General features: G+C 42.9%; 24 protein-coding genes. 13 read left to right on the top strand and 11 right to left on the bottom strand.

Annotated elements, in window-relative coordinates; genetic code table 11:
- Nucleotides 1–9 precede the first annotated feature (9 nt).
- The 8 genes from AAEY75_RS08105 to gmk form a co-directional block, all read right to left on the bottom strand.
- A complete protein-coding gene (locus tag AAEY75_RS08105; RefSeq protein ID WP_352259324.1) occupies nt 10–1896 on the bottom strand; it encodes a monovalent cation:proton antiporter-2 (CPA2) family protein in 1887 nt (628 codons plus the stop codon).
- A 77-nt stretch (nt 1897–1973) separates the two neighbouring features.
- The gene (locus tag AAEY75_RS08100) at nt 1974–2678 is read right to left on the bottom strand and encodes a hypothetical protein (protein ID WP_197101593.1); all 705 of its coding nucleotides are present in this window, start codon (nt 2676–2678) and stop codon (nt 1974–1976) included.
- A gap of 209 nt (nt 2679–2887) precedes the next feature.
- A complete protein-coding gene (locus AAEY75_RS08095) occupies nt 2888–4033 on the bottom strand; it encodes a cation diffusion facilitator family transporter (RefSeq protein WP_352259323.1) in 1146 nt (381 codons plus the stop codon).
- A gap of 90 nt (nt 4034–4123) precedes the next feature.
- A complete protein-coding gene (locus tag AAEY75_RS08090; RefSeq protein WP_352259322.1) occupies nt 4124–6421 on the bottom strand; it encodes a primosomal protein N' in 2298 nt (765 codons plus the stop codon).
- Between the two features lie 142 nt (nt 6422–6563).
- Nucleotides 6564–6944 carry a RidA family protein gene (locus AAEY75_RS08085; protein WP_110923276.1) on the bottom strand — a complete coding sequence of 127 codons (381 nt, stop codon included), beginning with the start codon at nt 6942–6944 and terminating at the stop codon, nt 6564–6566.
- A 364-nt stretch (nt 6945–7308) separates the two neighbouring features.
- Nucleotides 7309–9507 carry a RelA/SpoT family protein gene (locus AAEY75_RS08080; protein WP_352259321.1) on the bottom strand — a complete coding sequence of 733 codons (2199 nt, stop codon included), beginning with the start codon at nt 9505–9507 and terminating at the stop codon, nt 7309–7311.
- Nucleotides 9508–9840: 333 nt separating this feature from the next.
- Complete coding sequence (gene rpoZ, locus AAEY75_RS08075; protein ID WP_110923274.1) at nt 9841–10101, bottom strand: DNA-directed RNA polymerase subunit omega; 261 nt, start codon at nt 10099–10101, stop codon at nt 9841–9843.
- 187 nt (nt 10102–10288) lie between these two features.
- Nucleotides 10289–10915, bottom strand: coding sequence for a guanylate kinase (gmk, locus tag AAEY75_RS08070; RefSeq protein WP_352259320.1), 627 nt, complete (start codon nt 10913–10915; stop codon nt 10289–10291).
- Between the two features lie 323 nt (nt 10916–11238).
- Between gmk and ispH the strand changes: the two genes are divergently transcribed.
- From ispH to AAEY75_RS08015, 11 genes are all read left to right on the top strand, one after another.
- On the top strand, nt 11239–12195 hold the full coding sequence (gene ispH / locus AAEY75_RS08065) for a 4-hydroxy-3-methylbut-2-enyl diphosphate reductase (protein WP_197216566.1): 957 nt from the start codon (nt 11239–11241) through the stop codon (nt 12193–12195).
- 77 nt (nt 12196–12272) lie between these two features.
- Nucleotides 12273–12518, top strand: a complete 246-nt coding sequence (locus tag AAEY75_RS08060) for a hypothetical protein (RefSeq protein ID WP_110923271.1) — start codon at nt 12273–12275, stop codon at nt 12516–12518.
- A 26-nt stretch (nt 12519–12544) separates the two neighbouring features.
- Nucleotides 12545–13360 carry a thioesterase family protein gene (locus tag AAEY75_RS08055; protein WP_197216568.1) on the top strand — a complete coding sequence of 272 codons (816 nt, stop codon included), beginning with the start codon at nt 12545–12547 and terminating at the stop codon, nt 13358–13360.
- 470 nt (nt 13361–13830) lie between these two features.
- Nucleotides 13831–15792 (top strand): molecular chaperone HtpG, encoded by a 1962-nt coding sequence (gene htpG, locus AAEY75_RS08050; RefSeq protein ID WP_197216570.1) that lies wholly within the window; start codon nt 13831–13833, stop codon nt 15790–15792.
- A 419-nt stretch (nt 15793–16211) separates the two neighbouring features.
- Nucleotides 16212–17690, top strand: a complete 1479-nt coding sequence (locus AAEY75_RS08045; RefSeq protein WP_197216572.1) for a C13 family peptidase — start codon at nt 16212–16214, stop codon at nt 17688–17690.
- A gap of 39 nt (nt 17691–17729) precedes the next feature.
- Complete coding sequence (fghA, locus tag AAEY75_RS08040) at nt 17730–18620, top strand: S-formylglutathione hydrolase (RefSeq protein ID WP_197216574.1); 891 nt, start codon at nt 17730–17732, stop codon at nt 18618–18620.
- A 298-nt stretch (nt 18621–18918) separates the two neighbouring features.
- A complete protein-coding gene (locus AAEY75_RS08035) occupies nt 18919–19167 on the top strand; it encodes a TIGR03643 family protein (RefSeq protein WP_320158630.1) in 249 nt (82 codons plus the stop codon).
- Between the two features lie 112 nt (nt 19168–19279).
- Nucleotides 19280–19969: a ribulose-phosphate 3-epimerase gene (gene rpe / locus AAEY75_RS08030; protein WP_110923266.1), complete on the top strand. Its 690-nt coding sequence runs from the start codon at nt 19280–19282 to the stop codon at nt 19967–19969.
- A gap of 151 nt (nt 19970–20120) precedes the next feature.
- Nucleotides 20121–20477 carry a hypothetical protein gene (locus tag AAEY75_RS08025; protein ID WP_197216581.1) on the top strand — a complete coding sequence of 119 codons (357 nt, stop codon included), beginning with the start codon at nt 20121–20123 and terminating at the stop codon, nt 20475–20477.
- Between the two features lie 120 nt (nt 20478–20597).
- Nucleotides 20598–20909, top strand: coding sequence for a hypothetical protein (locus AAEY75_RS08020; RefSeq protein ID WP_352259319.1), 312 nt, complete (start codon nt 20598–20600; stop codon nt 20907–20909).
- 184 nt (nt 20910–21093) lie between these two features.
- A complete protein-coding gene (locus AAEY75_RS08015; RefSeq protein ID WP_110923263.1) occupies nt 21094–21405 on the top strand; it encodes a hypothetical protein in 312 nt (103 codons plus the stop codon).
- A 110-nt stretch (nt 21406–21515) separates the two neighbouring features.
- Here AAEY75_RS08015 and rpmG read toward each other — a convergent pair whose 3' ends face one another.
- Together rpmG and rpmB are read right to left on the bottom strand one after the other, a co-directional pair.
- On the bottom strand, nt 21516–21671 hold the full coding sequence (rpmG, locus tag AAEY75_RS08010; protein WP_010201403.1) for a 50S ribosomal protein L33: 156 nt from the start codon (nt 21669–21671) through the stop codon (nt 21516–21518).
- 133 nt (nt 21672–21804) lie between these two features.
- Complete coding sequence (gene rpmB, locus AAEY75_RS08005) at nt 21805–22041, bottom strand: 50S ribosomal protein L28 (RefSeq protein ID WP_010201401.1); 237 nt, start codon at nt 22039–22041, stop codon at nt 21805–21807.
- Nucleotides 22042–22496: 455 nt separating this feature from the next.
- Here rpmB and purU point away from each other — a divergent pair, with 455 nt between their 5' ends.
- On the top strand, nt 22497–23429 hold the full coding sequence (purU, locus tag AAEY75_RS08000; RefSeq protein ID WP_227681310.1) for a formyltetrahydrofolate deformylase: 933 nt from the start codon (nt 22497–22499) through the stop codon (nt 23427–23429).
- 100 nt (nt 23430–23529) lie between these two features.
- Here the strand turns inward: purU and AAEY75_RS07995 are convergent, their stop codons facing one another.
- Nucleotides 23530–24321 (bottom strand): cytochrome C assembly family protein, encoded by a 792-nt coding sequence (locus AAEY75_RS07995; RefSeq protein WP_413786940.1) that lies wholly within the window; start codon nt 24319–24321, stop codon nt 23530–23532.
- Nucleotides 24322–24705: 384 nt separating this feature from the next.
- Here AAEY75_RS07995 and ffh point away from each other — a divergent pair, with 384 nt between their 5' ends.
- On the top strand, nt 24706–26256 hold the full coding sequence (ffh, locus tag AAEY75_RS07990) for a signal recognition particle protein (RefSeq protein ID WP_352259318.1): 1551 nt from the start codon (nt 24706–24708) through the stop codon (nt 26254–26256).
- Nucleotides 26257–26291 lie beyond the last annotated feature (35 nt).

The following is a 26291-nucleotide window of genomic DNA, read 5'->3' as shown; positions in this document are numbered from 1 at the left end:
GTTACGCTATTATTTTTTAGTGTCTGTGACGATATCGTCTTTTTCATCGACTGGCGTCGCTTGGCTCTTTAGCGCTTCATAAAAGTCAGTCAAATCCATTTTGCGTGCTTTACCAATGTCTTCATCAAATAAGCTTTCAAGCTCTGCCATTGCTGATTGTGCAGATTCAATCATACTGGCTTCATCATCATAAATGGCTTGCTGACGTTCAATCAAATCATCATCATAATCACGGAAAGTTTGCACCGTCTCACGCGCTTTTTCTGGTGAGATACCGAGCAGCTGTAGCGACTCACGTGACATATCCAACGACGACAAATAAGTCTCACGCCAGATATGACGAACACCCACTTCACGTAGGCGGTAGTAATGCTGACGATCGCGTGCTCGCGCTAGGACAATCACGTCTGGATAGTTTTTACGCAAATATTGAGCGGTCGTGATGGAGCGCTCTAAGTCATCAATAGCGAGAATGAATACACGTGCTTTTTTGATACCGGCGGCGCGTAAGATTTCGGGGTTTTTGGGATCACCATAGTAAACTTGGTTACCGAATTTTCGGACAAAATCTACGCGATTTGCAGAGCGCTCGATGGCGGTGAATTCAATATTGTGCATGCGCAACACACGACCGATAATCTGACCAACACGGCCAAATCCGGCAATGATTACCTGATGCTCATGGTCTGGAATGGAATCGTATTCACGGCTTGGTTTGCTCTTAGCAAATAAGGGCTCACCTATCTTTTCTAATAGTAAAAATGCCAATGGCGTGAGTGCCATAGAGATTGTTACAACAAGGTTTAGTGTATTGGCAAGCTCAGGTCGCAGGACGTTCTGTGCGGTAGCGACACTAAATAGTACGAAGGCAAATTCACCACCTTGAGCGAGAGTCACACCGAGTCTAAGACTGGTTGGCCAGCGATTTCCTAGTACTTTTGCAATTGCTGTAATGACACCAAATTTGATAAACATTAAGGCCATCGCACAACCGATGATAAAGATAGGCTCGGCTAATATAAGCTTGACGTCGGTCAGCATCCCAACGGACATAAAGAACAAGCCTAACAGCAGCCCTTTGAAGGGCTCAATACTGGCTTCTAACTCATGGCGATACTCTGAATCCGCTAGCAATACACCAGTTAGGAATGCACCTAATGCCATCGATAGACCGATTTGTCCCATCAAAATAGACACACCCATCACGATAAATAGGGCAACTGCAGTTAGTAACTCTGATGCGCCACTTGACGCCACAAATTTAAAAAATGGTCGAACCACATAGCGACTGGCAAAAATGAGACCTGCAAATACGGCAAATACCTTACCAAAATAAATCAAATCATAGCTTTGCTCGCGCACCCCTGATAAAAATGGAATGACGGCGAGTAAAGGAATAACGGCAATATCTTGGAATAATAAGATCGTAAAAGCTTCTCGACCATGGGTACTCGCAAGCTGCTGTTTTTCAGTCAATATCTGTAATACAAATGCAGTAGAAGATAGTGCAAGGCCAAAGCCTACGATAAAAGCAGTATCCAATTGTAAGGAGAAGAAATGATGTAAGAGCAGCATTAATAGTGTGCCGGTCAGGCCGACTTGCAAGCCACCGAGTACAAATATGGAGCGCCGTAATGCCCATAGTCGTGAAGGCTGAAGCTCAAGACCAATGATGAATAGCAGCATCACCACGCCAAACTCAGAAAAGTGTAATAAGCTCTCAGCGTCGCCCGCTACATCTAGGCCACTGGGGCCTAATATCAGACCTGTGATGAGATAACCTAAGACCGTCGCAATACCAAATCGTTTACCAAGGGGTACAAAGAGCAGTGCTGCTCCTAAGAAGATTGTAGCTTGTAACATTAAATTTGGTGAGCCGGCGGCGGCAGCAAGCATCTGAGATCCTTAAGATGGAGTAATAAGACAAACAATATAAAGTGGCTATAGTGAAAATAATATAGCGTCAACGTAGGTTATTTTTTACGGTAAATCTTCCAAATGCCATTATCGGCAAGCGGATTGTTATAAGCGTCATTACGGCGCTTACGTGGAGTCTGCCTGCTATCAACTATTTTAAAATCGGGTAAAGCATGGACGATGAGTCCAGTACGATAAAAGCGTACCCGTTCGGGCTCTAGCATCTCACCTTTATTATCACGGCAAAACACATAAGCGCGTAGATCAATAAACTCACGGTGCGCAACCAAACGTGCCTCATCATCGTTATCGAATACTGCCGACATTCGTGCAATTTCATCAGCACTATAATCACCGCATTTATCAGTCAGCGCACCCACTGAACCAAAGCTTTTGGATTCTTTGGCACGAGTCTTGGTTAAATGTAGACGTTGAACATGATAGATAAACTGTGGAATCTCAAGGCTGGCTGGTAGTGGTAGATAGTCGGGCGGTAGATTGGCTGCAGGGTAAAACGCCATCGCGCGCTCAAGTATCGTTTGCCAGTGTTGTTGGTAGGCTTGGACTTCTGCCAAGTTACCTTCATAAATAGGCATGTCACGAATTTGACGCAAAATATCAGGTGGAAATTGCTCATCACGAAAGCTCGCAATATCTTCTTGCAGCGTTGATAGCAAAACTTTGGCGTGTTTTTTGCCGTCTTTTGAAGTGGGATCATCGATATAGTCAGGGGCGACAAAGGGTGCTGAGCGTCTAGACATAATGGTATATCTTCAATAGATCGTGAATAAGTTTTTTAAGTCTTAAGTATACAGAATTTCTATTAAAAATATGGCAACGAGACTCAATTTTTCATTATTTGTGACATGCTATTACATTGATAGAAACTAGGGTGACATGAATTTGAGATTTTTTATTTGTTAACATTTACTTATTTTATATTCATCTACTTATTATAAGTGGCTCATAGTCAATGGTTATGCCCGATGTGACTATTGCTATCAGTTGCTTGTTCGGAGATGTCACAGACCAACGCATCGCTATGTGGTTTAGTCTGTAGGTGCGATGAGCTTTCGACCTGGATGGTAGCGTGATGTATGCCAAGCGTGAGCAAGCGTTGTTCTAGATTGGCAATTAATAGGCTTGATTCGTGAATGTTCATCTCGCCATCGACGACAACATGGCAAGACAAGGCATTGAGACCACTGGTAATACTCCAAACATGCAGATCATGGACTTTCTGTACCTGTGGATGGGCAACTAATGTTTCCTCAACCGTGATTAGTGATATCCCTGCTGGCGTACCTTCCATTAAGATATGTATAGAATCACGAACAACGCGATAACCACTAAAGAGAATCAAGACGGCAACAATGATTGACGCTATCGCATCTGCCCACACCCAACCAAAACTCATCATCAATAGCGCTGCAATAATTGCAGCCACTGATCCCATCAAATCACTCAATACATGTAAGTATGCACTTTGCATATTAAGGTTAACGGGTTCTTTCGTATCAGCTATATTGTTTAGCGCTTCGGAGTTATTGCCATCGTGGCCATGACCATGTGCTTCTCCATTATGGCTACCTCGGTGCATTAGCCATGCGACCAAAATATTCACAAGCATACCGATAGTCGCGATGATGAGCATGCCCTGAGTAGCAATGTCAGGGGGAGCGTTAAAGCGTTTAAGTGCTTCATAAAAAATCATTAACGCAATAATAATGAGCGTAGCGCCATTGACGGTCGCGACCAATATCTCAAAGCGTTTATAGCCAAAAGTCTTTTGATGAGTGGCTGCTCTTTCGCCAATTTTGAATGCCATTAAGGTGGCACCAAGTGCGACTGCATCGCTGAGCATATGACCTGCATCAGATAATAGCGCTAAACTGCCAGTGAGCCAGCCACCAATGGCTTCAATGAACATGTAGCCAGTGATGATAATGAAGCTAAATAGTAATGTGCGCTGATAGCCTTTGGTATCTTGCGGTGAGGTTGACTGCTCTAAGTGTGAATCATGAGAGTTTTGCTCATCGTGCTGATGTTCATGCGTATCAGCAGCACTCTGATGCGTATCATGGATTGCATTAGCCTTTGAATCTTCTATAGTCATAACAACCCTCAAATTCTCTGACATTGAATTCGATCGTCAATGTTGGCTCTACATAGTGTAGCGAGGCGATAGGTACTTAAGATATTTAGGTTACCAACCAACTGGGTCAATGTCCAAGGTAAGCTTGAGATACTTTGCATTTGGCAAGGCAAGAACTGGCTCCCACCATTGATTTAGTACATGGTGTAATTGCCGTCTATCTTTGGCTAAGAGCAGGAGTTGCGCATGGTAACGACTGTTCTTTTTACTCATCGGTGCATCGATAGGACCAAGCACGGCCAGATTATGTGCATTTGGTAAAATGCTAATAGCATCTTTGAGCGCTTGCGTGGTGGCGGCAAGTGTCTTACCTTCACAGCGTATCAATGCAGCATGAGTATGAGGCGGCAACCCCATCATTTTACGCTCTTGTAGTAGTTCGCGCGCAAATGACAAATACCCATCCTTCACCAGCTTCAATAATAGCTCATTATCTGGTTGTAGAGTTTGAATCAGTACTTGCCCAGATTTATCACCGCGTCCAGCGCGCCCAGCCACCTGAATCATAAGCTGTGCAGTGTGCTCAGGTGAGCGAAAATCTGCTGATAAAAAGCCACGATCAGCGTTAGGCAAACAGACGAGTGTGACATTAGGGAAGTGATGACCTTTTGCGACCATTTGCGTGCCGACTAATATAGCAGGAGTGCCTTCGTTGATACGCTGGTAGATGTTTTCCCAGCTGTCTTTACGTCTTGTGGTATCACGGTCTATCTGAATAATGGGGTACAGCTCTTTACTGGTTTGCGGATTGGCAAAAATAGCATGCAGGTTTTCGCTGAGCCTCGTGGTTCCCATACCTTTGGCATCTAAATTTTGACTACCACAATCAGGACATATAGTAGGAATATAGGATTGCCAGTCGCAATGGTGACATTTTAAATAAGAGTTGCTGACGTAAGTGTTATGTTGAGACTGGCTATTATAATGAACCGTTAAATGAGCATCACAGCGCGGACAGTCGGCCTGCCAACCGCAAGCCTCGCATAATAAAACAGGCGCATAGCCACGACGGTTTAAGAATATTAATACTTGATTGCCAGCTTCTAGTGTTTTTCGTATTGCCCCAATTAAGGCATCCGTTAAACCTGTATCGTAGCGCGCGCCATCGTCTTGTGCTTGCTGATGTGTGCTTTGCAGGCGGGCATCGATGAGTTGCATGGTGGCAGGCTTTGCATTACCAGGACGAGTGAGCAGTTGACACTCTACGAGTTTGCCGTCATCGACCAATTTTAGATGTTCAAGAGAAGGAGTGGCAGTACCTAGCACAACTGGAATATTGGCTTGTAGCCCGCGATATAATGCAACGTCAGCGGCATGATAACGCAGTGTGTCTTGCTGTTTGTAGGAACCATCATGTGCCTCATCAACGACAATTAACCCTAAATTAGCAAAGGGATATAGTACTGATGAGCGTGTACCAATGATGATTTGTGCATGACCGGTGCGACAGTCTTGCCATCCTTGTAAGCGATGGGTATTGTTCATCCCTGAATGTAGCAAAACAATATGAGCGGCAAAGCGACTGGCGAATCGTGCACGAGTCTGCGGTGTTAATCCAATCTCGGGCACCAAAATTAAGACTTGCTTGCCAGCTTCTAATACTGCCTGCATCGCTTGTAGATAGACTTCAGTCTTACCGCTACCAGTAATACCGTTTAATAAAAATCCTGTATAGCATCCAGATTCATGAGCAGCGACGATGGCTTCAACAGCAAGCTTTTGCTCATCGTTGAGATCAAGTGGCATTTTTGCAAGTTTGACAGGCGCAGGTGCTTGTTTTGGCTCAATATAGCGCTCGATAAGTCCTTTTTCTTCCAGCGTTTTTAAGAATGCTCTTTGCATACCTTCTAATAACAGCACATCTTCACTTGCGCCGCGCTCGCCATGCAGCTTGAGCATATCAAATTGCTGTTTCTGCTTTTTTGCATTGGTATGAAAGTCATCGTCAGTGATATGGGGCAGAATTCGCCAGTGCGTAATCAGCAGATCTAACGGCTTACCCTGACGAACGAGGGTTGGTAAGATGACTGCTAACACGTCGCCGAGGGGGTAGTGATAATAACGCGACAGCCAAGAAGCGAGCTTTAGCATACGATCATCTAGAATAGGCTCAGCATCCAGGCATTTATTGATAGGTTTGAGCTTATTGAGTGGCACGCTACTATCAGCTTCGGAGATATGAGCAATGACAATACCGATTAGAGTTTGACGACCGAAAGATACCTCGACGCGGCTACCAATAGGCGGTATGGATGTGGGGGTTGCATTTGGCAAAGCATGCACATTCGCTAGTAGGCTATAGTCAAATACCCGATAAAGGGGCACGGGCAGAGCAACTTGTACCAACATAAAAGGCTTCGCAGTTTGATGAGATTGAGGTGAAAAAAAGAGCCAGAGACTAATAAGCTTAGCATGATGCTAAGCTTATGATGGTTCAATATACAATATTTTATTTAAGCAGAGTCACCATTAAAATTAGTCACTGTCAAAATTAGTCAATATATAGAATAGACTCAATCTCAACCACGCCACCTTTAGGTAATGCTGCTACTTGAACCGCTGCACGGGCAGGGTATGGTTCGCTTAAATTGGCAACGAATACTTCGTTTAGAACAGCAAAATCACTCAAATCAGTTAACGACACGTTGAATTTAACCACGTCATTCAAACTGCCGCCAGCAGCTTCACAGATGGCTTTGATATTTTCAAATACTTGCTCTGCTTGCGCTTTAAAACCTTCTCTTAACTCCATCGTATCAGGATCGAAACCTAACTGACCTGAAATATAGACAGTGTTGCCGACTTTTACGGCTTGTGAGTAAGTACCAACAGCGGCAGGTGCTTTATCAGTTTGGATAGTTTGACGAGTCATATTATGTCCTTTTTATGCTTTTTTGGTTTGGGTAATAGTGGCGTATCATCATTTCGTAGATTTCAGTATAAATGATGATAGGCTTTAATTTTAAGTGCTAAAAATCAAGTAAAACAGTTTATCATTATTTGAGAGTTTTCTAAAATTGATGAATAAAATATTCAACGCTTTTTTAAGCAAGTTTTAACGATAAGTCATCGCTCTGATGACCCATTCAAGATGACTTATATACGACTTAAAAACAACTCAGACACTATTCTTATAAATAATAAAGGTCTTATAAATAACAAAGGCTAGTGCAGGTACTACAAATATTATGTTGAGCGAGCTTGATGCCGTATCTGATTTATATCAATTGACTATATTATAATTGATATAGGCGTATGATATTAGGAAAGCCAAGTAATGAGCGCAGCTCTCGAATGCCTTGTGCTAAATGATTGCGACTACGTACAATGATATGGATGATGGTATCACTATTACGGACATCAACGGTTTCGATACCCATGTTTAGTTGGCGCAAATGATAAATGACTTCAGTTATTTGTTCGTCGCTGAGAGCAACGGAGAGCTTCAAATAAGCAGGGAAGCGAATTTTGCCAGTGTTTTTAATATTGTATTCATCTGGATCGCCTTGTTTGACCGCTTTATCATTGCGCCAACGTAGCTGAATCACTTGATAAGGGTTGTCTTTACGGATGTCGTCCAAAGAGAAGCATTTGTGTCGATGCACTACTAAACCGTGACGCGATAAATGGCCAACGATAGGATCGCCATAGATAGGATGACAACAGTTGGCAAAATCGAGCTCAACTCCAGAGGCATTTACTATCAGCTGTTGTGGCTGAGTCATGTCATCGCTATGCTCTCGAGCTTGCAAATCATGAACTTCATCGCTGAATAAGCGGGTCACTACAAGTTGCGGTAGTAGTGTGCCAGAGCTTATTTGTTCAAATAGCGCATCTTTTTCTGTTAATCCACGCCATTCAGTGAGGTTTTTCCAGTCACTTTCAGTCAAGTCATCCAGACTTTTTTGGTAGGTTCTAAGGGCTCTATCTAATGCTTGCTGACCATGATGCTGCTTGTCTGCGGCAGATAAGTCTTTAAACCAACGCAAAATCTCTTCACGGGCTTTGTTGGTGACCACAAACCCAAGCCATTCTGCTTTCGGCTCTGAGTGACTGTTGACTTCGATTTCAACCAGCTGTCCATTTTTTACCACGGTGCCAAGTTTGGCAGCTTTGCCCTCGATATTGGCTCCAACGGCCACGTTACCAACCATGGGTCCGACAGCATAAGCAAAGTCTAATGCCGTTGCCCCTTGTGGGAGTTCATAAGCACGACCTTTCGGGCTATAGCAGATGATTTTACTGGAGTGCAGATAATCCATCAGCTCATTAATCGTAGCGACTGCTGCTGCAAAATCAGGACTGTGTGCATTTAAATTGTCTTCATCGACCAAGTCCTTCATATTGCGCAGTGATGCTTGAATGACTGATTGACTGACATCGGAGGCATGTTCTGCACCGATGACCCCGAGTCTAGCGGCACTTTGCATTTGCTTGGTCAAAATAGTGACTTTGACCACATCGTTATCGCGCTCATAGATAAGCGTGAGCGATTGATTGCCGCCCGGTAGAGGCCGACGAATATTATCCGCAATATGGGTATCGTCAATTTGGTATTTTTTAATCAGATAATAAGCGAGTTTGTCACAGGCTTCGATATTATCGAGAATAATCTCAAACGCATAATGACGTAGTAGCGCATTAATCTCGCCGCGGTTTCGGAAAAATTGTCGGTATATCACTACTCGATTGTCTAGAACGGTAACCAGTCCATTCAGATCTAAGTTATTGAGTACTATACTTAAATAGCGATGAATGGCTTCTCTCTGGAAGTTACGCCCAAGACCGTGTTGTAGTAGCTTATCAGAGATCTTGTTATACATATCAGAGTCAAGATTGCGATAACACAGTACCTCGATATAATCAGCAATATCATTGAGACCCATGAGCCGTGCAAATGGCACATAAAAATCTAGGGTTTCTTGTGCCGTCGTGCGTTGCTTTTCAGGACGTACCGCATCAAGCGTAGACATATTGTGCAAGCGGTCGGCAAGCTTAATAATCAACACGCGTGGATCAGCAAGTGTGGCGGTCAAAATCTTATGAAAGGTCGCAGCTTTATTTTGTTGCTTATTATGCGAAGAGGATTTTAGCTTGGTCACACCATCAACCAGTCTTGCCACCACGATGCCATAGCGCTGTTCAACTTGCTCATAGCTCACATCAGTATCTTCGACCGTATCATGCAAAATGGCGGCGATAACGGTATCTCGGTCCAATCGAAAACCAGCCAGTATCTCAGCGACCGCAATCGGGTGGGTGATATAAGGTTCCCCTGATTTGCGCTTGTCTTTAATGTGCGCAATATCACCGAACTCACAGGCATCAACAATATCACGGCGTTCAGCGGCAGTGATATAACCTACTGAGCGCAGCAAATTATATTGAGCGTCATCGACTAGGTGATGACTGAGTTTGGGTAAGGTTTGACTCATAAAGTAACGATCCTATTTTCCATTACCTATTTGCCTGATTGTCTGTCGAGGTAAATGGTGACTGAGTGAATACTATAAAAATCTTGAGAAAAAGATAAAAATGGGTAGCCCATCCTCTAATTAATCGCAAATCACATTCAATGTCAACTGCTAAGCGAGTCGGCGCTATAAAAAATTAAAAATTATAACCCAATGGTAGGTTTTGACGTATAAATAGGGGTTAAAACAGTTTAGTGGCTATCGTTATAATTTATAATCAAAAAACCACAGCATAAGCTGTGGTTTCTATTATAAGTATATAGTGGCTACATACTTATTTTAGCAATCAGTTTACTAAAAACTATGATCGCCTGACAGTGCTAAATCTAGCGAGCTGGTCGCAAAATTATGCTCTGGTTGATTCAGAATATCGCGAGTGATTTTACCAGCGGCAATTTCACGTAATGCCAATACAGTAGGCTTGTCGTTATCGACATCAACCATAGGCTCAGCGAGACCTTTGGCCAATTGACGTGCGCGCTTACTTGCTACTAAAATTAGTTCAAAGCGATTATCAACATTATCCAAACAATCTTCAATCGTCACTCGTGCCATAAATAGCTACCTCGGTTGTTTTTATTAGTCTCGGACTTTACCGCTACTCAATAAAAATAATATCAAAAATATAAAAGGGGAATAGCTAGACATTATAGCATTTTTTGCCCAGTCGCGTAGTTGCTTTTTGCGTATCTGTTTGTCGCTACTTAATTTATGCGCTACTAGGCAGTTATCAGTGCTTGATTTATACGTCTACGTTGCTGTTGAGCAGGTTACTAATCGTGCGATGATAACGCTGCTGCTGGCGAGCAAGTGTCTGTCTATCTGCCACGATAATCGCCTTTAGCTCAGTCAATGCGACTTCAAAGTTGTCATTAATGATAACAAAGTCGGCGTTCACATACTGCGACATCTCATTCACTGACCCTGCCAAACGTTGCTCGATAACTTCCACACTATCTTGTGCACGAGTCGATAAGCGCTGACGTAAGGTAGCGATACTGGGCGGCAAGATAAAAACCATCGTCGCTTCAGTAAATATTTTTTTGACTTGCAATGCGCCTTGCCAATCAATCTCTAAGATGACATCAACGCCTGCCTCTAGCTGCGTACGCACGCTTTGCTCTGACGTCCCATAATAGTTACCAAATACTTCTGCGTGTTCTAAAAACTTATTTTCATTGATATCTGCCAAGAAACTATCCACGTCGGTAAAATGATAATGATGACCATCAATCTCGCCAGGACGCGGTGTGCGAGTTGTGTGTGACACACTGACCGTTAAGTCGTTAGTGGTGGCAAGTAACTGCTTAACCAGTGAAGTTTTGCCAGTACCAGAGGCGGCGGTAATAATAAATAATGAACCTGTCATACAATTTGTCCTAATGGAGTGTGTTCTGATAAACAATTAAAGACTGGTAAAAATAAAAATCGTCATCATACAAGGCGATAGAAGCTATGTGAAGTAAGTCATTATAAACTGCTTTTGTGGCTTTTATTTTAATTAAAGCCACTCTTGTCCAGACACTACTGTTATATCAGTGAGTTGTATCACTTATTGCTATTAGTACATGCTATTTTCAAGAGCAATAAAAGCAAATTATGCTAAAGTAGCAGAATGAATTCATCCCAATATTTGAATTGAAGCTTTTAAAATAAGCCTTAACTATAAATTATCTAATGATAGGCCTTCTTATGCAAATTTATCTTGCCAATCCACGTGGATTTTGTGCTGGTGTGGATCGCGCGATTGCGATTGTGAACGAAGCATTGACGCGTTTTGAGCCACCCATTTATGTTCGCCACGAGGTGGTACACAACAAATTTGTCGTTTCTGATTTAGCCAATCGCGGTGCAGTATTCGTTGAAGAGCTTCACGAAGTTCCAGATGGCTCTATCGTTATCTTCTCCGCTCATGGCGTGTCAAAAGCGGTGGAAGATGAAGCGGAGCGCCGTGATTTAACGGTGTTTGATGCCACTTGTCCGCTAGTGACCAAGGTACACATTGAAGTCGCTAAGTTTGCACAAGATGGAATGGACGCAGTATTGATTGGTCATGCCGGACACCCTGAAGTGGAAGGCACGATGGGACGCTTTAACCGTCGCCATGGTGGTCATATTCATTTGGTTGAGGATGAAAGCGATGTCGCAGCCTTGACGGTACAAGATCCTGAGCGTTTAGCATTCGTCACTCAAACCACTTTATCCATGGATGACACGGCACGCGTTATCGATGCGTTACGTGAGAAGTTCCCTAGTATCCAAGGCCCACGTAAAGATGATATCTGCTATGCCACCCAAAACCGCCAAGATGCGGTAAAAGACTTAGCCAGTCGCTGTGAGGTGGTCTTAGTCGTCGGCTCACCAAATTCATCAAACTCTAACCGTCTGCGTGAATTAGCAGAGCGTATGAATTGCCGCGCTTACTTAATTGATAATGCCAGTGAAATGGATAAAAGCTGGTTAGAAGGTGTGCAGAGTATTGGGGTGACTGCTGGTGCGTCAGCGCCTGAAGTATTGATTCAAGAAGTACTTCAGCAGCTACAAGACTGGGGTGGCGACCTGCCTAGCGAGTTATCAGGTATTGAGGAAAACGTGATATTTAGCTTGCCTAAAGCGCTACGTATTCCGATTACCCAAGTCGGTAAGTAGCGTAAAATCAGTTACTATGAAAATTATCGACTAAAAACTATCTACTACTAAAAACTACCTACTATGAGCACAGTAGAATGAACAAGCAAAACAATAAGTTTGTACTAGCGACTGCCACTCTCGCTGAAGTTAATAAGCAATTAAAAATTAATATGCTGGTGACTGTGGTAGTAGCATTTGTGTTGTTTATGAACATGATGAAATTTATGTCAGAAAAAACATTTTTTTATGCAGCACTTGTTGTGCTGATGATTTTTTTATTATTTTTTATAAGAAAAGCTCGTAATATTCTCATGCTGAGAAAGCAAGAGCTTACTCAATAGAATAAAAAGCAAAACATAGGACAGTTATGACCGCTTATTATAAGTTTATCAAACGAGAACAGCAGGATGATGGCGTTAGCGTGGCATATTATCAGCCAACCAAGCATGCACAAGGTGCTTGGAATGAGCATGAGCAACATATGGCACCAGCGACAGGCTTGCTTACTGCTGAACTAAAAGGGTATGCACCGCAAGCAGGTACCCGTATTGCCCGTATTAGTCTCGATATCTTAGGGTTAATACCGCTCGATGATTTTACCATTACCACGCGTTGTATTCGTCCGGGCAAGACCATTGAGCTGGTTGAGGCAGTGATGAGCAGTCGCGGTCGCGATGCCATCATTGCACGAGCGTGGCGACTCTTGACGCAAGATACCAGTCCTATAGCAGGGCTTGAAGACCAAAAAGCCAAACATAAACCTGAAAATTTGCCAGTTTGGGACGATATGAAAGGCTGGCCGGGTGGTTTTATCGAAAGCGTACGCCTAGTTGCGGAACCTGACCGTCGCCCTGGTAAAGGGATGGTGTGGATTACCAATGATATGGAAATGATCGAAGGAGAACCGACCGATGATATGGTGCATTTGCTAGGTATGGTCGATACTGCCAATGGTGTCGTACCGCGACTCGGTCTTGGGTTGTCAAAATTAGAATGGATGTTTCCAAACACTGATTTGCAAATTCATATGCATCGTATACCACAAGGCCGCTGGCTCGGTATTGAAGCTGTGCAGCAATACGGCGATGATGGGATAGGGCTGACCAGTGCTGTGTTGCATGACATACAAGGGCCATTTGGTCGCAGTGAGCAAATTTTAACGATTCGTCCGATGCCGCGCTAAACGTTCAATGATTTTTATTGTTTTAAAAAACAAAATAAAAATATATATTTAATAGGTTTTACAAAATCATAGTAATCGGTTGTAATGGTGTCTACCAAGACAATATTACTGCACTGAAGGTTACTATGAAAAAGAACAATCGTTTTTCAAAAAAACTCACTACTATTTTGGGTATATTGCTAGAAGCTTATTCAGAATAAGCTGTGCAACTTGAGTTGTTTACTATTTAAAGAAAGCTTTTATGAGTACTGAGCAACAATAAGTACTATCTGAAAACACCGCTTTAGGAAACTAAGGCGGTGTTTTTTATTGAATAACCTTTTTACGCTTGAAATTTTCTGCTATGCCCCTATTAGTATAGACAGTTTAACGATATTGCACACAGCAGGTTTTCTAGTATTAGTAGGTCAGCTCTGGCAAGTTTATCGTTATCTTATAATAGGTCTTTCATAGAATTTAAAGGAGTTTTTATGAGTGAAGCAACTCAAGCTGAAGGTCTGAATCCAGAATTAAAAAAACATACGTTTGAAGCGGAAGTGGCGCAGTTGCTGCATTTAGTGACGCATTCACTGTATTCTAACGCTGACATCTTTGTTCGTGAGCTAGTATCTAATGCCTCTGATGCTTGTGACAAATTGCGTTTTGAAGGTACCAATGATGACAGCCTTTACGAAGATGATGGCGAGTTAAAAATTCGCATCGCTGTCGATGAAGACGCTAAAACCATTACTTTTACCGATAATGGTATTGGTATGAATGAAGCGGATGCTATCGAAAACTTAGGTACGATTGCCAAGTCAGGTACCAAAGCATTTTTGGACAAGCTTTCTGAATCGCAAAAGCAAGAAGGTCAACTAATCGGACAGTTTGGGGTTGGTTTTTACTCAGGCTTTATCGTGGCGGATACCATCAGTGTTGAATCACGTAAAGCGGGCGAGCCTGCGGATACAGGCGTACGCTGGGTATCAGATGGTACAGGTAGCTTCACAGTTGAGCCTATCACCAAAGCCGCACGCGGTACTGCCATCACTTTGCATTTAAAAGAAGAGTACTCTGAAGGTGAAGACAGCTATTTAGATCGTGGCAAAATCAAGCGCCTGGTGAATAAATACTCTGACCATATCAGCTTGCCGATTCAGATGCGTAAAGAGATCTGGCAAGAAGACGTAAAAGAAGATGAGAACGACGACGCACCTGCTGGTGGCGAGATGGTATTGACTGACGAATGGGAAACCATTAACAAGGCCAGTGCACTATGGACACGTTCAGCATCTGAGATTGAAGATGATGAGTATGTTGATTTTTATAAAAACATCTCATATGACATGGATGCGCCGCTTACGTGGACACATAACCGTGTAGAAGGCCGTGTTCAGTACACGCAGCTTTTGTATATTCCTACAAAAGCACCAGCAGATTTGTACACTCGAGAGCAGCAACATGGCCTCAAGTTATACGTCAAACGTGTTTTCATTATGGATGAAGCAGAGCAGCTGCTACCGATGTATCTGCGCTTTGTCAAAGGGGTTATCGATTCAGCAGACTTGCCACTGAACGTCAGCCGTGAGCTGTTACAAGAGTCACGTGATGTGAAGTCTATCCGCGATGGTAACGCGCGTCGTATCTTGACGACATTGGCAAGTTTGGGCAATAGCGAAGACAGCGATAAGCAAGAAAAGTTTGCGCAGTTCTACGCAGAGTTTGGTGATGTTATCAAAGAAGGTCTTGGCGAAGACATGGGCAATCAAGAACGTATTGCCAAATTGCTTCGTTATGCCACCAGCACGCAAGATGGTCTAAAGACCAGCTTTGAAGATTATAAAGGCCGTATGAAAGAAGGTCAAAAAGCCATCTATTATCTAACGGCTGATAATTTGGCTGCGGCAAAAAATAGTCCGCAACTTGAGCTGTTCAAAAAGAAAGGCATCGAAGTTATTTTGATGACCAGTCGTGTCGATGAGTGGGCGATGAACTTCTTAACCTCATTTGATGAGACACCGCTGCAAAACATCGCGAAAGGCGCAGTAGATTTAGGCGACTTGCAAGATGAAGCAGAGAAAGCGGAAGCGTCAAAAGCAGAAGAAACCTTAAAGCCAGTAGTCGATAAGCTCAAAGCAGCTCTAAGCGAGCGTGCTAAAGACGTTAAAGTGTCTACTCGTTTGGTTGATAGCCCAGCTTGTTTGGTTGTGGGTGAAGGCGAGCTGTCACCGCAGATGATTCAGATGCTTAAACAGATGGGACAGGACGTACCAGAGAGCAAGCCAACGCTTGAAGTAAACCCTGATCATCCATTGATTAAGAAGCTTGAGAGCAGCGAACAGTTTGATGATTTGGCACAAGTGATTTTTGATCAAGCGTTATTAGCAGATGGCGGTCAATTAGAAGATCCAGCCGCTTATCTAAAACGTGTTAATGAGTTATTGATGAGATAATGACTGATATTTAAAAAAAAGAGGTCTTGTACGCAAGGCCTCTTTTTTATTTGTTTTTCAGCTCAAATATTAGCAAATTTTACAAATCAGCCTTATCCTCTTGACCGACAATCCGTTACAATCGCGATAGATTAGCGAGCTAAACTATTAGTCAGTATTTAATGCCGCTTATAATCATTTCATAGTGAATTAAATATAAAATTGATATTTATATGCCATGCAAAAATGTAAATTAATGGCATTAAATGGCTAACATATCAAAATATAGTCAAAGTATTGGTAGATTGATACGGTGCCAATCTTGTGTGTGGTACAGCTGTACTATTTATACTCGGTTGCCTTGTATTAACTCTAAATTACCCCGACTATACTTATCATTGACTCACTTTATTTTCTCGGCTGGCTAGAGGTCTAAGTCTTTGTCACTTGCGTCGTTAAAAACCGTATCTCTTCAGCGCTTTTCGCTCAACTTCGCTGCCAATATTATTGCAACCTTATGGATGCTGGTAGGGTCGACGCGTGCGTTTTCTTGGGTCAAACCCACTTTTATACAGTTTGCTGTGTTTGCACTATTAGCACTCGGTAGCAATGTATTGTTTTCTTGGTTGGCTGCCGAAAGTGGCAGTATCTTTAATGAGCAAGGGTTGGTCAGTTATCTAATTTGGCCGATGATTATCCTATTGAGCGGCATTATTCTGGCACGGCGTGCTGGTAATCAAGCGCTGGTTTTTGTGCCCGTGGTGTTGTGGTTGGTTGCTGATACATTGTCAGCGCTATTACAGAGCTTGGTGCAATACTTGAGTAGCTATGGTTGGTTGCCCAATTGGAGTTATTCATTTTTACCCGTCTTATTTTTAGTGCTGTTCTTATGGCAGACGTTAGCGTTGATGTGGATTTTCTTCCATCGCTTGCGTATACCGTGGTGGGAGCGGGTGATCGTACTGGTAGGTGCTGTTGCACTTCTCACGATTTGGCAGCGTAATGTCGCTGACCAACCGATATTTAAGCAGATTCCTGTAGAGCCTGTTTTAGAAGAAGCTGCATTATATGAGCAGCCACGTTTATTACAGCAAGCATTAAATAGCATTGATCCAAGTACGTCAGGTAAGACTGACTGGTATTTTATGGGCGTTGCAGGCTTCTCTGATCAAAACGTTTTCCGTTCTGAAATTAATAAGGTACGTGAGCTGTTCGATGTGCGTTTTGGCACCAGCGGGCACTCACTCTCATTGATTAACAACACCTATAGCTGGATGGATGAGCCAATCGCTACCAAGACGAGTATCTTGCGTGGTCTAAAAAGAATCGGTCAGCAGATGAATGCCGACGAAGATGTGTTATTCCTCACGCTATCTTCACATGGCAACGAGGACATCGTACAACTGGCAAATCCACCGATTGAGATGGATAATTTAGATGCCGCTTGGCTACGTGAGGCACTAGATGCGTCAGGTATTCGCTGGCGTGTAATTGTAGTATCTGCTTGTTATTCAGGCTCATTTATCGATGATTTAGCATCTCCAACCACTGTGGTGATTACCGCCTCTGCTGCTGATAAAGCTTCATTTGGCTGTACCAATACAGCAGAGATGACTTACTTTGGGCAAGCATTTTTTGCTGAGAGTCTGCGAAGTAACACCAGTTTTGAGACAGCATTTAAAGACGCGAGATTGCGTGTTAGTGAACGTGAAAGCTTGATGGGCTTTGAGCCATCAGAGCCGCAGATGGTCATTGGTAGTCTCATGGAAACAGCATTGCCTGCGTTCGAACAAGTGTTATTTGATAACACTCGACCATCTGTCGCTAGTATCACTAACGAGTCCGATACGGCTATTAATATCGTTAATAACAATGATGGTAATCAGCCAGTCGTTGAGACCGCCAGTACTACAAACTAAATATTGTGTATTTTGCTTTGAACAAAAGGAACATCACTCATGAATCATTCTTATAATCACAGTTTATCCGCCAACTCACCGCTGACAAAGAAAAGTGTGAATCGCTGTTTTGATGGTGAGCAGCATTATTATAGCCATCAATCAACGTCTACCAAAACGCCAATGACGTTCAGCATTTATCTGCCTGACGAAGCGCTTGCTGGCCGACTTTGCCCAGCGATTCTCTACTTATCAGGTCTTACTTGTAATGCTGACAATGTCACGCACAAAGCGCATTTCCAGCAGAAGTGTAGTGAGCTTGGCATGATATTGATCGCACCTGATACTTCTCCTCGCAGTAGTGAAGGCTATGATGTGCCTAATGATGAACGCTATTTTGTGGGTCAAGGGGCTAGCTATTATGTCGACGCTACCCAAGCACCTTGGGCAGACAACTTCAATATGCAAAGCTATATCGTCGATGAGTTATATGACTTGCTGCGCTCAGAGTTCCCAATCCATAGCATTGGTATCACAGGGCACTCGATGGGTGGTCACGGTGCGCTGCTTTTAGGATTTAAATTCCCAAGTAAGTTTGTCAGTGTTTCTGCACTGTCGCCAGTATGCGCTGCCAGTGAGTCAGCATGGGGTGAGGCTGCTTACACTGAGTATTTTGGTGAAGACGAGTCACTATGGTCGCAAGCAGATGCCTCAAAAATGATCGAAAAAGTCGGTCAGCAGTACTCAAGTATTTTGGTTGATCAAGGCGCTGCGGATAACTTCTTAGCAGAAGGTCAGTTGCAAACGTCTAAGTTACAACAGGCTTGTGAAAAAGCCAAACAGCCTTTAACATTGCGTTATCAGGCGGGTCACGACCACAGTTATTATTTTATTCAGAGCGTTATCAACGACCATATCGAACATCATTGGCGCACGGCACAACTTAGCTAGGCATTGATATTGAACGCTTTTCACTAAGCCGCTCAATACGCGCTAATGTTTAAAAGGTAAAACTATGGCAAGTTATCAAGATTTAACCGCATCTAATTCCGATGCGAATTCAATACGTGATGCCCATTCAACACGTAACACCCACTCAGAGTCTAAAAGTGCGCAGTCAGCACTTGAGACCATGCAAGCCGAAATGGATGCTGCTCTAAAAAATAAGCAGCATAGCAATAGTGAACAAGTCTCGAAGGCTAACTCAGATGAGTTTATTGCAAAAAATATCAATGACGCGGGCGATAGAGTGCTTGATGAGACTCAAGTCTCGAGAGTGATAGAGATGGCATGGGAAGACAGGACACCGTTTGGTGCTATCGAGCACAGCTATGGTCTCAATGAAGCAGGGGTTATCAAACTCATGCGCCAAGAGCTTAAGCCGTCGTCTTTTCGGTTATGGCGTCAGCGAATGAGCAACCGCGCTACCAAACATCAAGCAAAACGAGATTTTGGTGTTGGGCGTGCTTATTGTAAAACTCAGTACAAGCAGCGCTAGTCATCTGCGCTCAATATCAGTCGCTTGATGCCTGCTATAATAGACACACCAGTTGCAAGTTTCTTTCTATTTTATTAATACTTTATTTATACATCAATTAGGTAGCTCAATTATGATTAGTCCTTCTAAACCATATCTTATTGCACCATCGATACTCTCAGCTGATTTTGCACGTTTAGGCGAAGAAGTTGAAAAGGTATTAGAGTCAGGTGCCGATGTGATTCATTTTGATGTGATGGACAATCATTACGTACCCAATTTGACGTTTGGTAGTATGATTTGTAAGGCGCTGCGTGATTATGGCATTGATGCACCTATCGATGTACACCTGATGGTGTCACCTGTCGATAGTATGATTGAGCAGTTCTTGGAAGCGGGTGCGAGCATTATTACTTTCCATCCAGAAGCCAGTGGACATATTGACCGTTCGTTACAGCTCATTAAAGATGGTGGTGCTGAATGTGGTTTGGTATTGAATCCAGCAACGCCATTGCATTATTTAGATTATGTCATGGACAAAGTAGATCAAATTCTACTGATGAGTGTCAATCCTGGCTACGGTGGCCAGTCATTTATTGAGGGAACTCTGGACAAAGTGCGCCAAGTTCGTCAGCGTATTATTACCAGTGGCCGAGATATTAGATTAGAAGTCGATGGTGGTGTCAAAGCCAGTAATATTCGTGCGATAGCTGAGGCGGGCGCTGATATGTTCGTTGCAGGTTCTGCGATATTTAACCAAGAAGACTATAAGGCTGCTATCGACGCCATGCGTGTAGAGCTTGCATTGGCCAATAACTGTTAATAATTGCCAATAAGCTGTCAATAACTGCCAGTCACTGCCGTATAGTGTGATAGTGAAAATGCCCCGATGCTATTGGAGCAAAAGAGTCTTAAAATATGCTGTATAACTTATAACGATGCCTAACAGCAAGTTACGTAAAGGTAGGTGAAATATGGACATAAAAAATTCAATCAACTCGTCAGTGTCGCCAGAATCATCAGTAAGCACAGCGCCGCAACGCAGCTTGGTACCGAAAGGTATCACTATTGGCCTAGCGGTGTTTGCGCTCGTTCTCAGTCTAGCAGGTTATGGCTTTCGTCTAATGGTCGGCGATGATGTCGGAGAAGTATTGCGCCATGCAGCCGTAATCGTGCCTTCATTTATACTTGGTATTCCCTTGCTGTTCTGGGTAGGATCACGTATTTTTAACAAGGTTAAAGGTATGCATATCGAGAGCTGGAATGCTATTAGTTTGGGCTATTTGACGTCTTGTATTTCGATGCTATGGTTGATGGGTACTTATAGTTAAAGGCTTTAGCAGCAAAGACGATGCTACTTAATACAGGTAGCATTGTCATATTTTATAAGCTGTTTTCTATACACTTTTTAATCATGAAGTCATGCTATATAAGTATGACTGGGATTTTACATGCGAATTATGCCAGCCAGAATTGCCAGAATTATTTACCCAAAAGATTTACCAAACGGTTTATTTACGAGCTTAATTATAGCGTGTTTGCTATTGGGCTTGGCTTCGTTACGTAATGGCACGGATTTACAAGGTTGGCTAAATGTCATTGAAAACTGGCTACTCATGCTGTTGATACTGCCTACCGCGACTGCCACCGTTGCACTACCGTTCAAATATCGAGATCGCACGCTTGAGCTAAAGCTTGTTTATTACCTTGGCATGTTTGTGGCCTTCTTATTTACCTTAGGAAAGCTGCGTTACTGGCATTGATTTTATAAGAAATATCTTATTTAAGTGCTCATCTATGTAGAAGACTTATGTGACAGCCCTTGAATTCTAAGGTGAAAGCGTCCATTGTATGAGTAAGACAGTTTTACCCGTATTACTGTAAAACAATAATGTGGCTACATGCGATTTTTTGCCAGTATTGGACGGGATAATAAGGAGCAAATTCATGCCATACGATATCGATAACGATATAGAAGTAGATAACGAGAGTACCGATCAATTTGCAGGATTTGCCAAAGAGACCACACTTGAGCTAGTAGAAGCGGATGATGGTAGGTTGCTATTGCGTGATGCCGAACAAGATGAAGCACCATTGATGACCATTGATTTTTCTGAAAAACTCAAAGAGCTGCTTGGTAGTGATACCCAAGCGATTGGTCAGCACATGATTCATGCAGCGATTCAGGTCATTATGCAAAAGCAGATGAGCCAATGGCATGCACATGTCTATGATAAAGAGCCGACGCACTACAGCTGATAAGTGATTTGATTAGTCGCTAGTGATGGATAATTAATTAAAACGAAAAAAAGGGTTTATCAATTGATAAACCCTTTTTTTTCAGATAAAACCATTGATAAAAATGGTAATTATTTGATTTTAGCTTCTTTAAAGATCACATGCTGGCGTACTTTTGGATCAAACTTTTTGATTTCCATTTTGCCAGGCATAGTGCGCTTGTTTTTAGTAGTGGTGTAGTAATACCCAGTACCAGCTGTTGATACTAACTTAATTTTATCTCTCATGATAGCTTTCCTGTAAATGAGGGGTCTTCAAACGATAGGTACGGATCTAAAATATTAAGTAGCTACATAAGATGTAGCAGAAAAGCAGCCCAACTGCTGAAAATTATCAACATATCAAGCTGCAAGTCTTAACTTAAACTTTTTGACCTTGTGCGCGCATATCTGCTAGCACTTTATCGATACCAAGTTTGTCAATAGTGCGCATACCTTTGGTAGACACACGTAGACGTACAAAACGATTTTCAGACTCTACCCAAAAACGATGGTTATGAAGGTTTGGTAGAAAGCGACGACGGGTTTTGTTGTTTGCGTGCGAAACATTATTACCCACCATAGGGCGCTTTCCAGTCACTTGGCAAACTCGAGACATGGCGAACTCCTAATCTATGAGGTATGAGTTTTTCTCATACCAGTCTGGGCAAGTTGCACGTTTTTGCGGCATGGACACAGCAAGCGGCAGCTTTGCACCAAACAAAACTATATGAATGTTGAGTTGATATTACTGTTATCTAAAGGCAAATAACAAGCATACCAATTCAGAAAATTTTAAAGCCGACATTTATACCATAAAAGAGATGAATACTCAAATATTTTTATGATTATTGTTGGTTTAAAGGGTGGTCATTATACCCTGAAATGAATGGGCTATGTTGTTGATTGTTTAATAGTAAAGATTAATTTTCACTTGAGGTTATTTTGTATCAGTTATTATAAAAAATCATCAACTCAGTCAGCAAAGACTCGCAAAAAAGACTAAAATAGCCAGTTTCCTGTGCTACTAGCATTTGAACCTAGTAGCGAGTTTTATTTTTAATTGGGCTTACTATGTCAGATAATACAAAAACGGTTTCATCATCGAATATACAGTCGAGTACCATTTCTATAAATACAGCCGCTCCAGTTGCTATCGATACCGCGACATTGCTGATTAAATGCAAAGATCAAGCAGGCATCGTACAAGCCGTATCTGAGTTTATACATCGCTATGGCGCCAATATCATTACTCTCGATCAGTATTCAACTGCCCATGAAGGCGGTCAGTATTTTATGCGTTTAGAGTTTGCCTTAGCAGGACTGAGCGATATTATTGATAATTTTGAAGCCAGTTTTGGTCATACGGTCGCCAAACGCCACAATATGGAATGGCGACTACACAATAATGCAATTAAAACCAAGGTCGGTATTTTGGTATCGAAGTTTGATCACGCGTTATTAGATTTGTTATGGCGTCATCAGCGCGGTCTGCTTGATTGCGAGATTACCTCTGTCGTCAGCAACCATCCTGATCTACGTCAATCGGTAGAAAACTTTGGTATCACCTTCCATCACGTACCAGTGACTAAGAATAATAAAGCTGAAGCAGAAGAGCAGATTCATGAATTGATGGCAGGCAATGACTTGCTCGTATTGGCGCGTTATATGCAGATATTATCGTCTGATTTTGTGAAGCGTTGGCCGATGCAAGTTATCAACATTCATCATTCATTCTTACCAGCCTTTGTGGGAGCAGATCCTTATCGTCAAGCCTATGATAAAGGCGTGAAGCTGATCGGTGCAACGGCGCATTATGTCACTGCTGAACTGGATCAAGGGCCTATCATAGAGCAAGATGTGCATCGTGTGACGCATCGTCAAGGTGTGACAGAACTGCGTGCTATTGGCCGTGATATCGAGCGTAATGTACTGGCGCGCGCTGTGAACTGGCATGTGCAGAACCGTGTGATTGTGGCAGGTAACAAGACCGTGGTTTTTAACTAAGACAAAGCGAATAGAAGAAATAGAAGACTTATCTAATACGATGGCAGTCGGCAGTAATAAGTATTGCTGTCGACCATGATGCCTTTGCTGACTTTATCTTTTATAGCAGCATCTCTAAAACAAACTTGCTACCGACAAAACCAATGGCCAGTAAGATAAAGGCGTAAATAGTAATGTTGGCAGCACGCTTACCACGCCACCCTGCGCGCCAACTACCGAATAGTAGTGTGCCAAATAGCAGCCATGAGAGTAGGCTAAAGACGGTCTTATGGACAATGTGCTGCGCCATCAGGTCTTGCACATAGACAAATCCAATGCCGAGCGCAATACTGAGCAAGACAAAGCCCACCAAAAGCATATCGAATAATAAGCTTTCCATACTTTGTAGTGACGGGAGTTTATTGACCCAAAACCGATGAATCGTATGATGCTTTAGCTCGCGGATTTGTAGGCGTAAAAATAGCGCTTGCACCGCTGCCATCAGCAGCACACAATAGGCGGCAAGAGAGAGCAGTATATGAGCCTCAAGCCCAATGCTGATATCAGTGATGGGCTGATAAGGTGCACGACCAACATAACCAATGGTCATGCCCATGAGTGCCGTTGGCGCTGCTAAGATGCCAAGGCTAATGATGGGGCGATAGAGACTAAATAGCATGTAGAAAAACAAGAAAAACAAACTAATCAGGCTAATGGTATTAAACAGATTAAAATTTAGACCATAAAGGGTTACGACGTAGGGATAGAGCAGCACTGCGTGCGCGACCATGCCAGCCGTCAATAGACCCAAGCTGATGTCTTTCCGAATAGGTGTACTTCGAATCAGCGCCCAACCGATGTAAATGCTGACTAAGATATAAGCTAGGCTAGCAAGTAAGAATGCAAGGTGCACAGACATAAAGCCTCGTCTCATACTGAGTGAAAATAGCCGCTCAGGTGAATGCTAAAGTGGTATTATTGGAATGATTAGAATAATTATCCAATTTATCATAAAATGGCAGCCAATTGAGTACCATCTTGCGTATTCCTTATAAATGTTTAGCCAGAGTAAGTTAAATAGAACGGATAGCCCTAAATGATATATTTAGGAGCGAATGATTTTGCAAAAACCCTATAAGTTTTGCGCCTGCTTGATGCTATAGTATTGATAATACGATTTTTATAGGGCATTTTTAGAGAATGTGAGCCAATGGCTAACATCTCATAATGCACCCGAATATTATTTATAAGCCATTCAAATGGTTTAACCGAGAATTATTTTAACTGAGAGTTATTTATGTTTGATACCTTAACAGAACGCTTATCGTCGAGCCTGCGTAATATCGTGGGTACTGGACAGCTGACCGAAGACAACATCAAAGACACTATGCGTGAAGTGCGCATGGCGCTACTGGAAGCTGATGTGGCGCTACCTGTCACTCGCGACTTTGTTAAGCGTGTTAAAGAGCAAGCACTTGGTGCTGAAGTCCTAAAAGAGCTAGCTCCAGGACAAGCATTTGTCAAAATCGTCCATGACGAGCTGACTGAGATGATGGGCAGTGCCAATCAACAGCTAGAGATGACTGGTAAGCCACCTGTTGTTTATTTGCTTGCAGGTCTGCAAGGTGCGGGTAAAACCACTACTGCAGGTAAGTTGGCCAAGTTTTTACAAGAGCGTCATAAGAAAAAAGTCATGTTGGTTTCAGCTGATGTCTATCGTCCAGCCGCCATCAAGCAGCTTGAGCAAGTAGCAGGTCAGGTAAATGCCAAGTTTGTGAATTCAAGCGCTGACGAAAACCCAATCGATATCGCGCTGCGTGCTATCGAAGAAGCAAAAATCCAATATCAAGATATTTTGATTATCGATACTGCTGGTCGTCTACATATTGATGACACGATGATGGATGAGATTAAGGCGCTGACTGCAGCGGTTAATCCATCTGAGACGCTATTTGTCGTTGATGCAATGACAGGTCAAGATGCTGCCAATACCGCCAAAGCCTTTAATGATGCGTTGCCGTTGACAGGTGTTATTCTGACCAAAACAGATGGTGATGCACGCGGTGGTGCTGCACTTTCTGTACGTGCGATCACAGGTAAGCCGATTAAGTTTTTAGGTCGCGGTGAGAAACTAGATGAGTTAGAGCTGTTCCATCCTGAGCGTATTGCTCAGCGTATTCTTGGTATGGGTGATGTACTGAGTTTAGTGGAAGAAGTCGAGCAAAAAATCGACCGTGATAAAGCTGAAAAAATGGCGAAAAAGATGCAAAAGGGCGGCGAGTTCGACCTTGAGGATCTCTTGACGCAGTTCCAGCAAATGAAAAGTATGGGCGGCATGGCAGGATTTTTAGACAAGATGCCAGGTATGGGCGGCTCTGATATGCAAAAAGCAGTCGAAGATGCCAAGCCAGAAGAAAAAGTGCGTGAAATGGAAGCGTTAATCAATTCTATGACACCATTTGAGCGTAAAAACCCTGATAAGATTAATCCAAGTCGTAAGCGTCGTATTGCTGCTGGTTCTGGCCACGAGATTCAAGACGTCAATCGTTTGCTCAAGCAACATAAGCAAATGGCCAAAATGATGAAAATGATCTCCAAGCCTGAAGGCATCAGTAAAATGATGAAGTCTATGCAAGGGTTGATGGGCGGCGGTGGAGCAGGTGGCGGCGGTGGTGGCCCACTATTCGGTGGCGGCGGTCAACAAGGCAGCCCGAAAGATGTGAACCCAGAACAAATGGCAAAGCAGATGGGCCTTGATCCAAATAACATGCCGAGCACCGAAGAGATGCAAAAGCAGATGCAGGAAATGCAGAATCAAGTGCCAAAAAAGTTTAAAACGCGTTTTTAAACCATAGCTAACTGTACTATCTATGACTTTCTGAT

This window comes from Psychrobacter sp. TB55-MNA-CIBAN-0194 (genome assembly GCF_040309505.1).
Lineage (GTDB): Bacteria > Pseudomonadota > Gammaproteobacteria > Pseudomonadales > Moraxellaceae > Psychrobacter > Psychrobacter fozii.
This window is presented reverse-complemented; position numbering and strand designations above follow the sequence as displayed.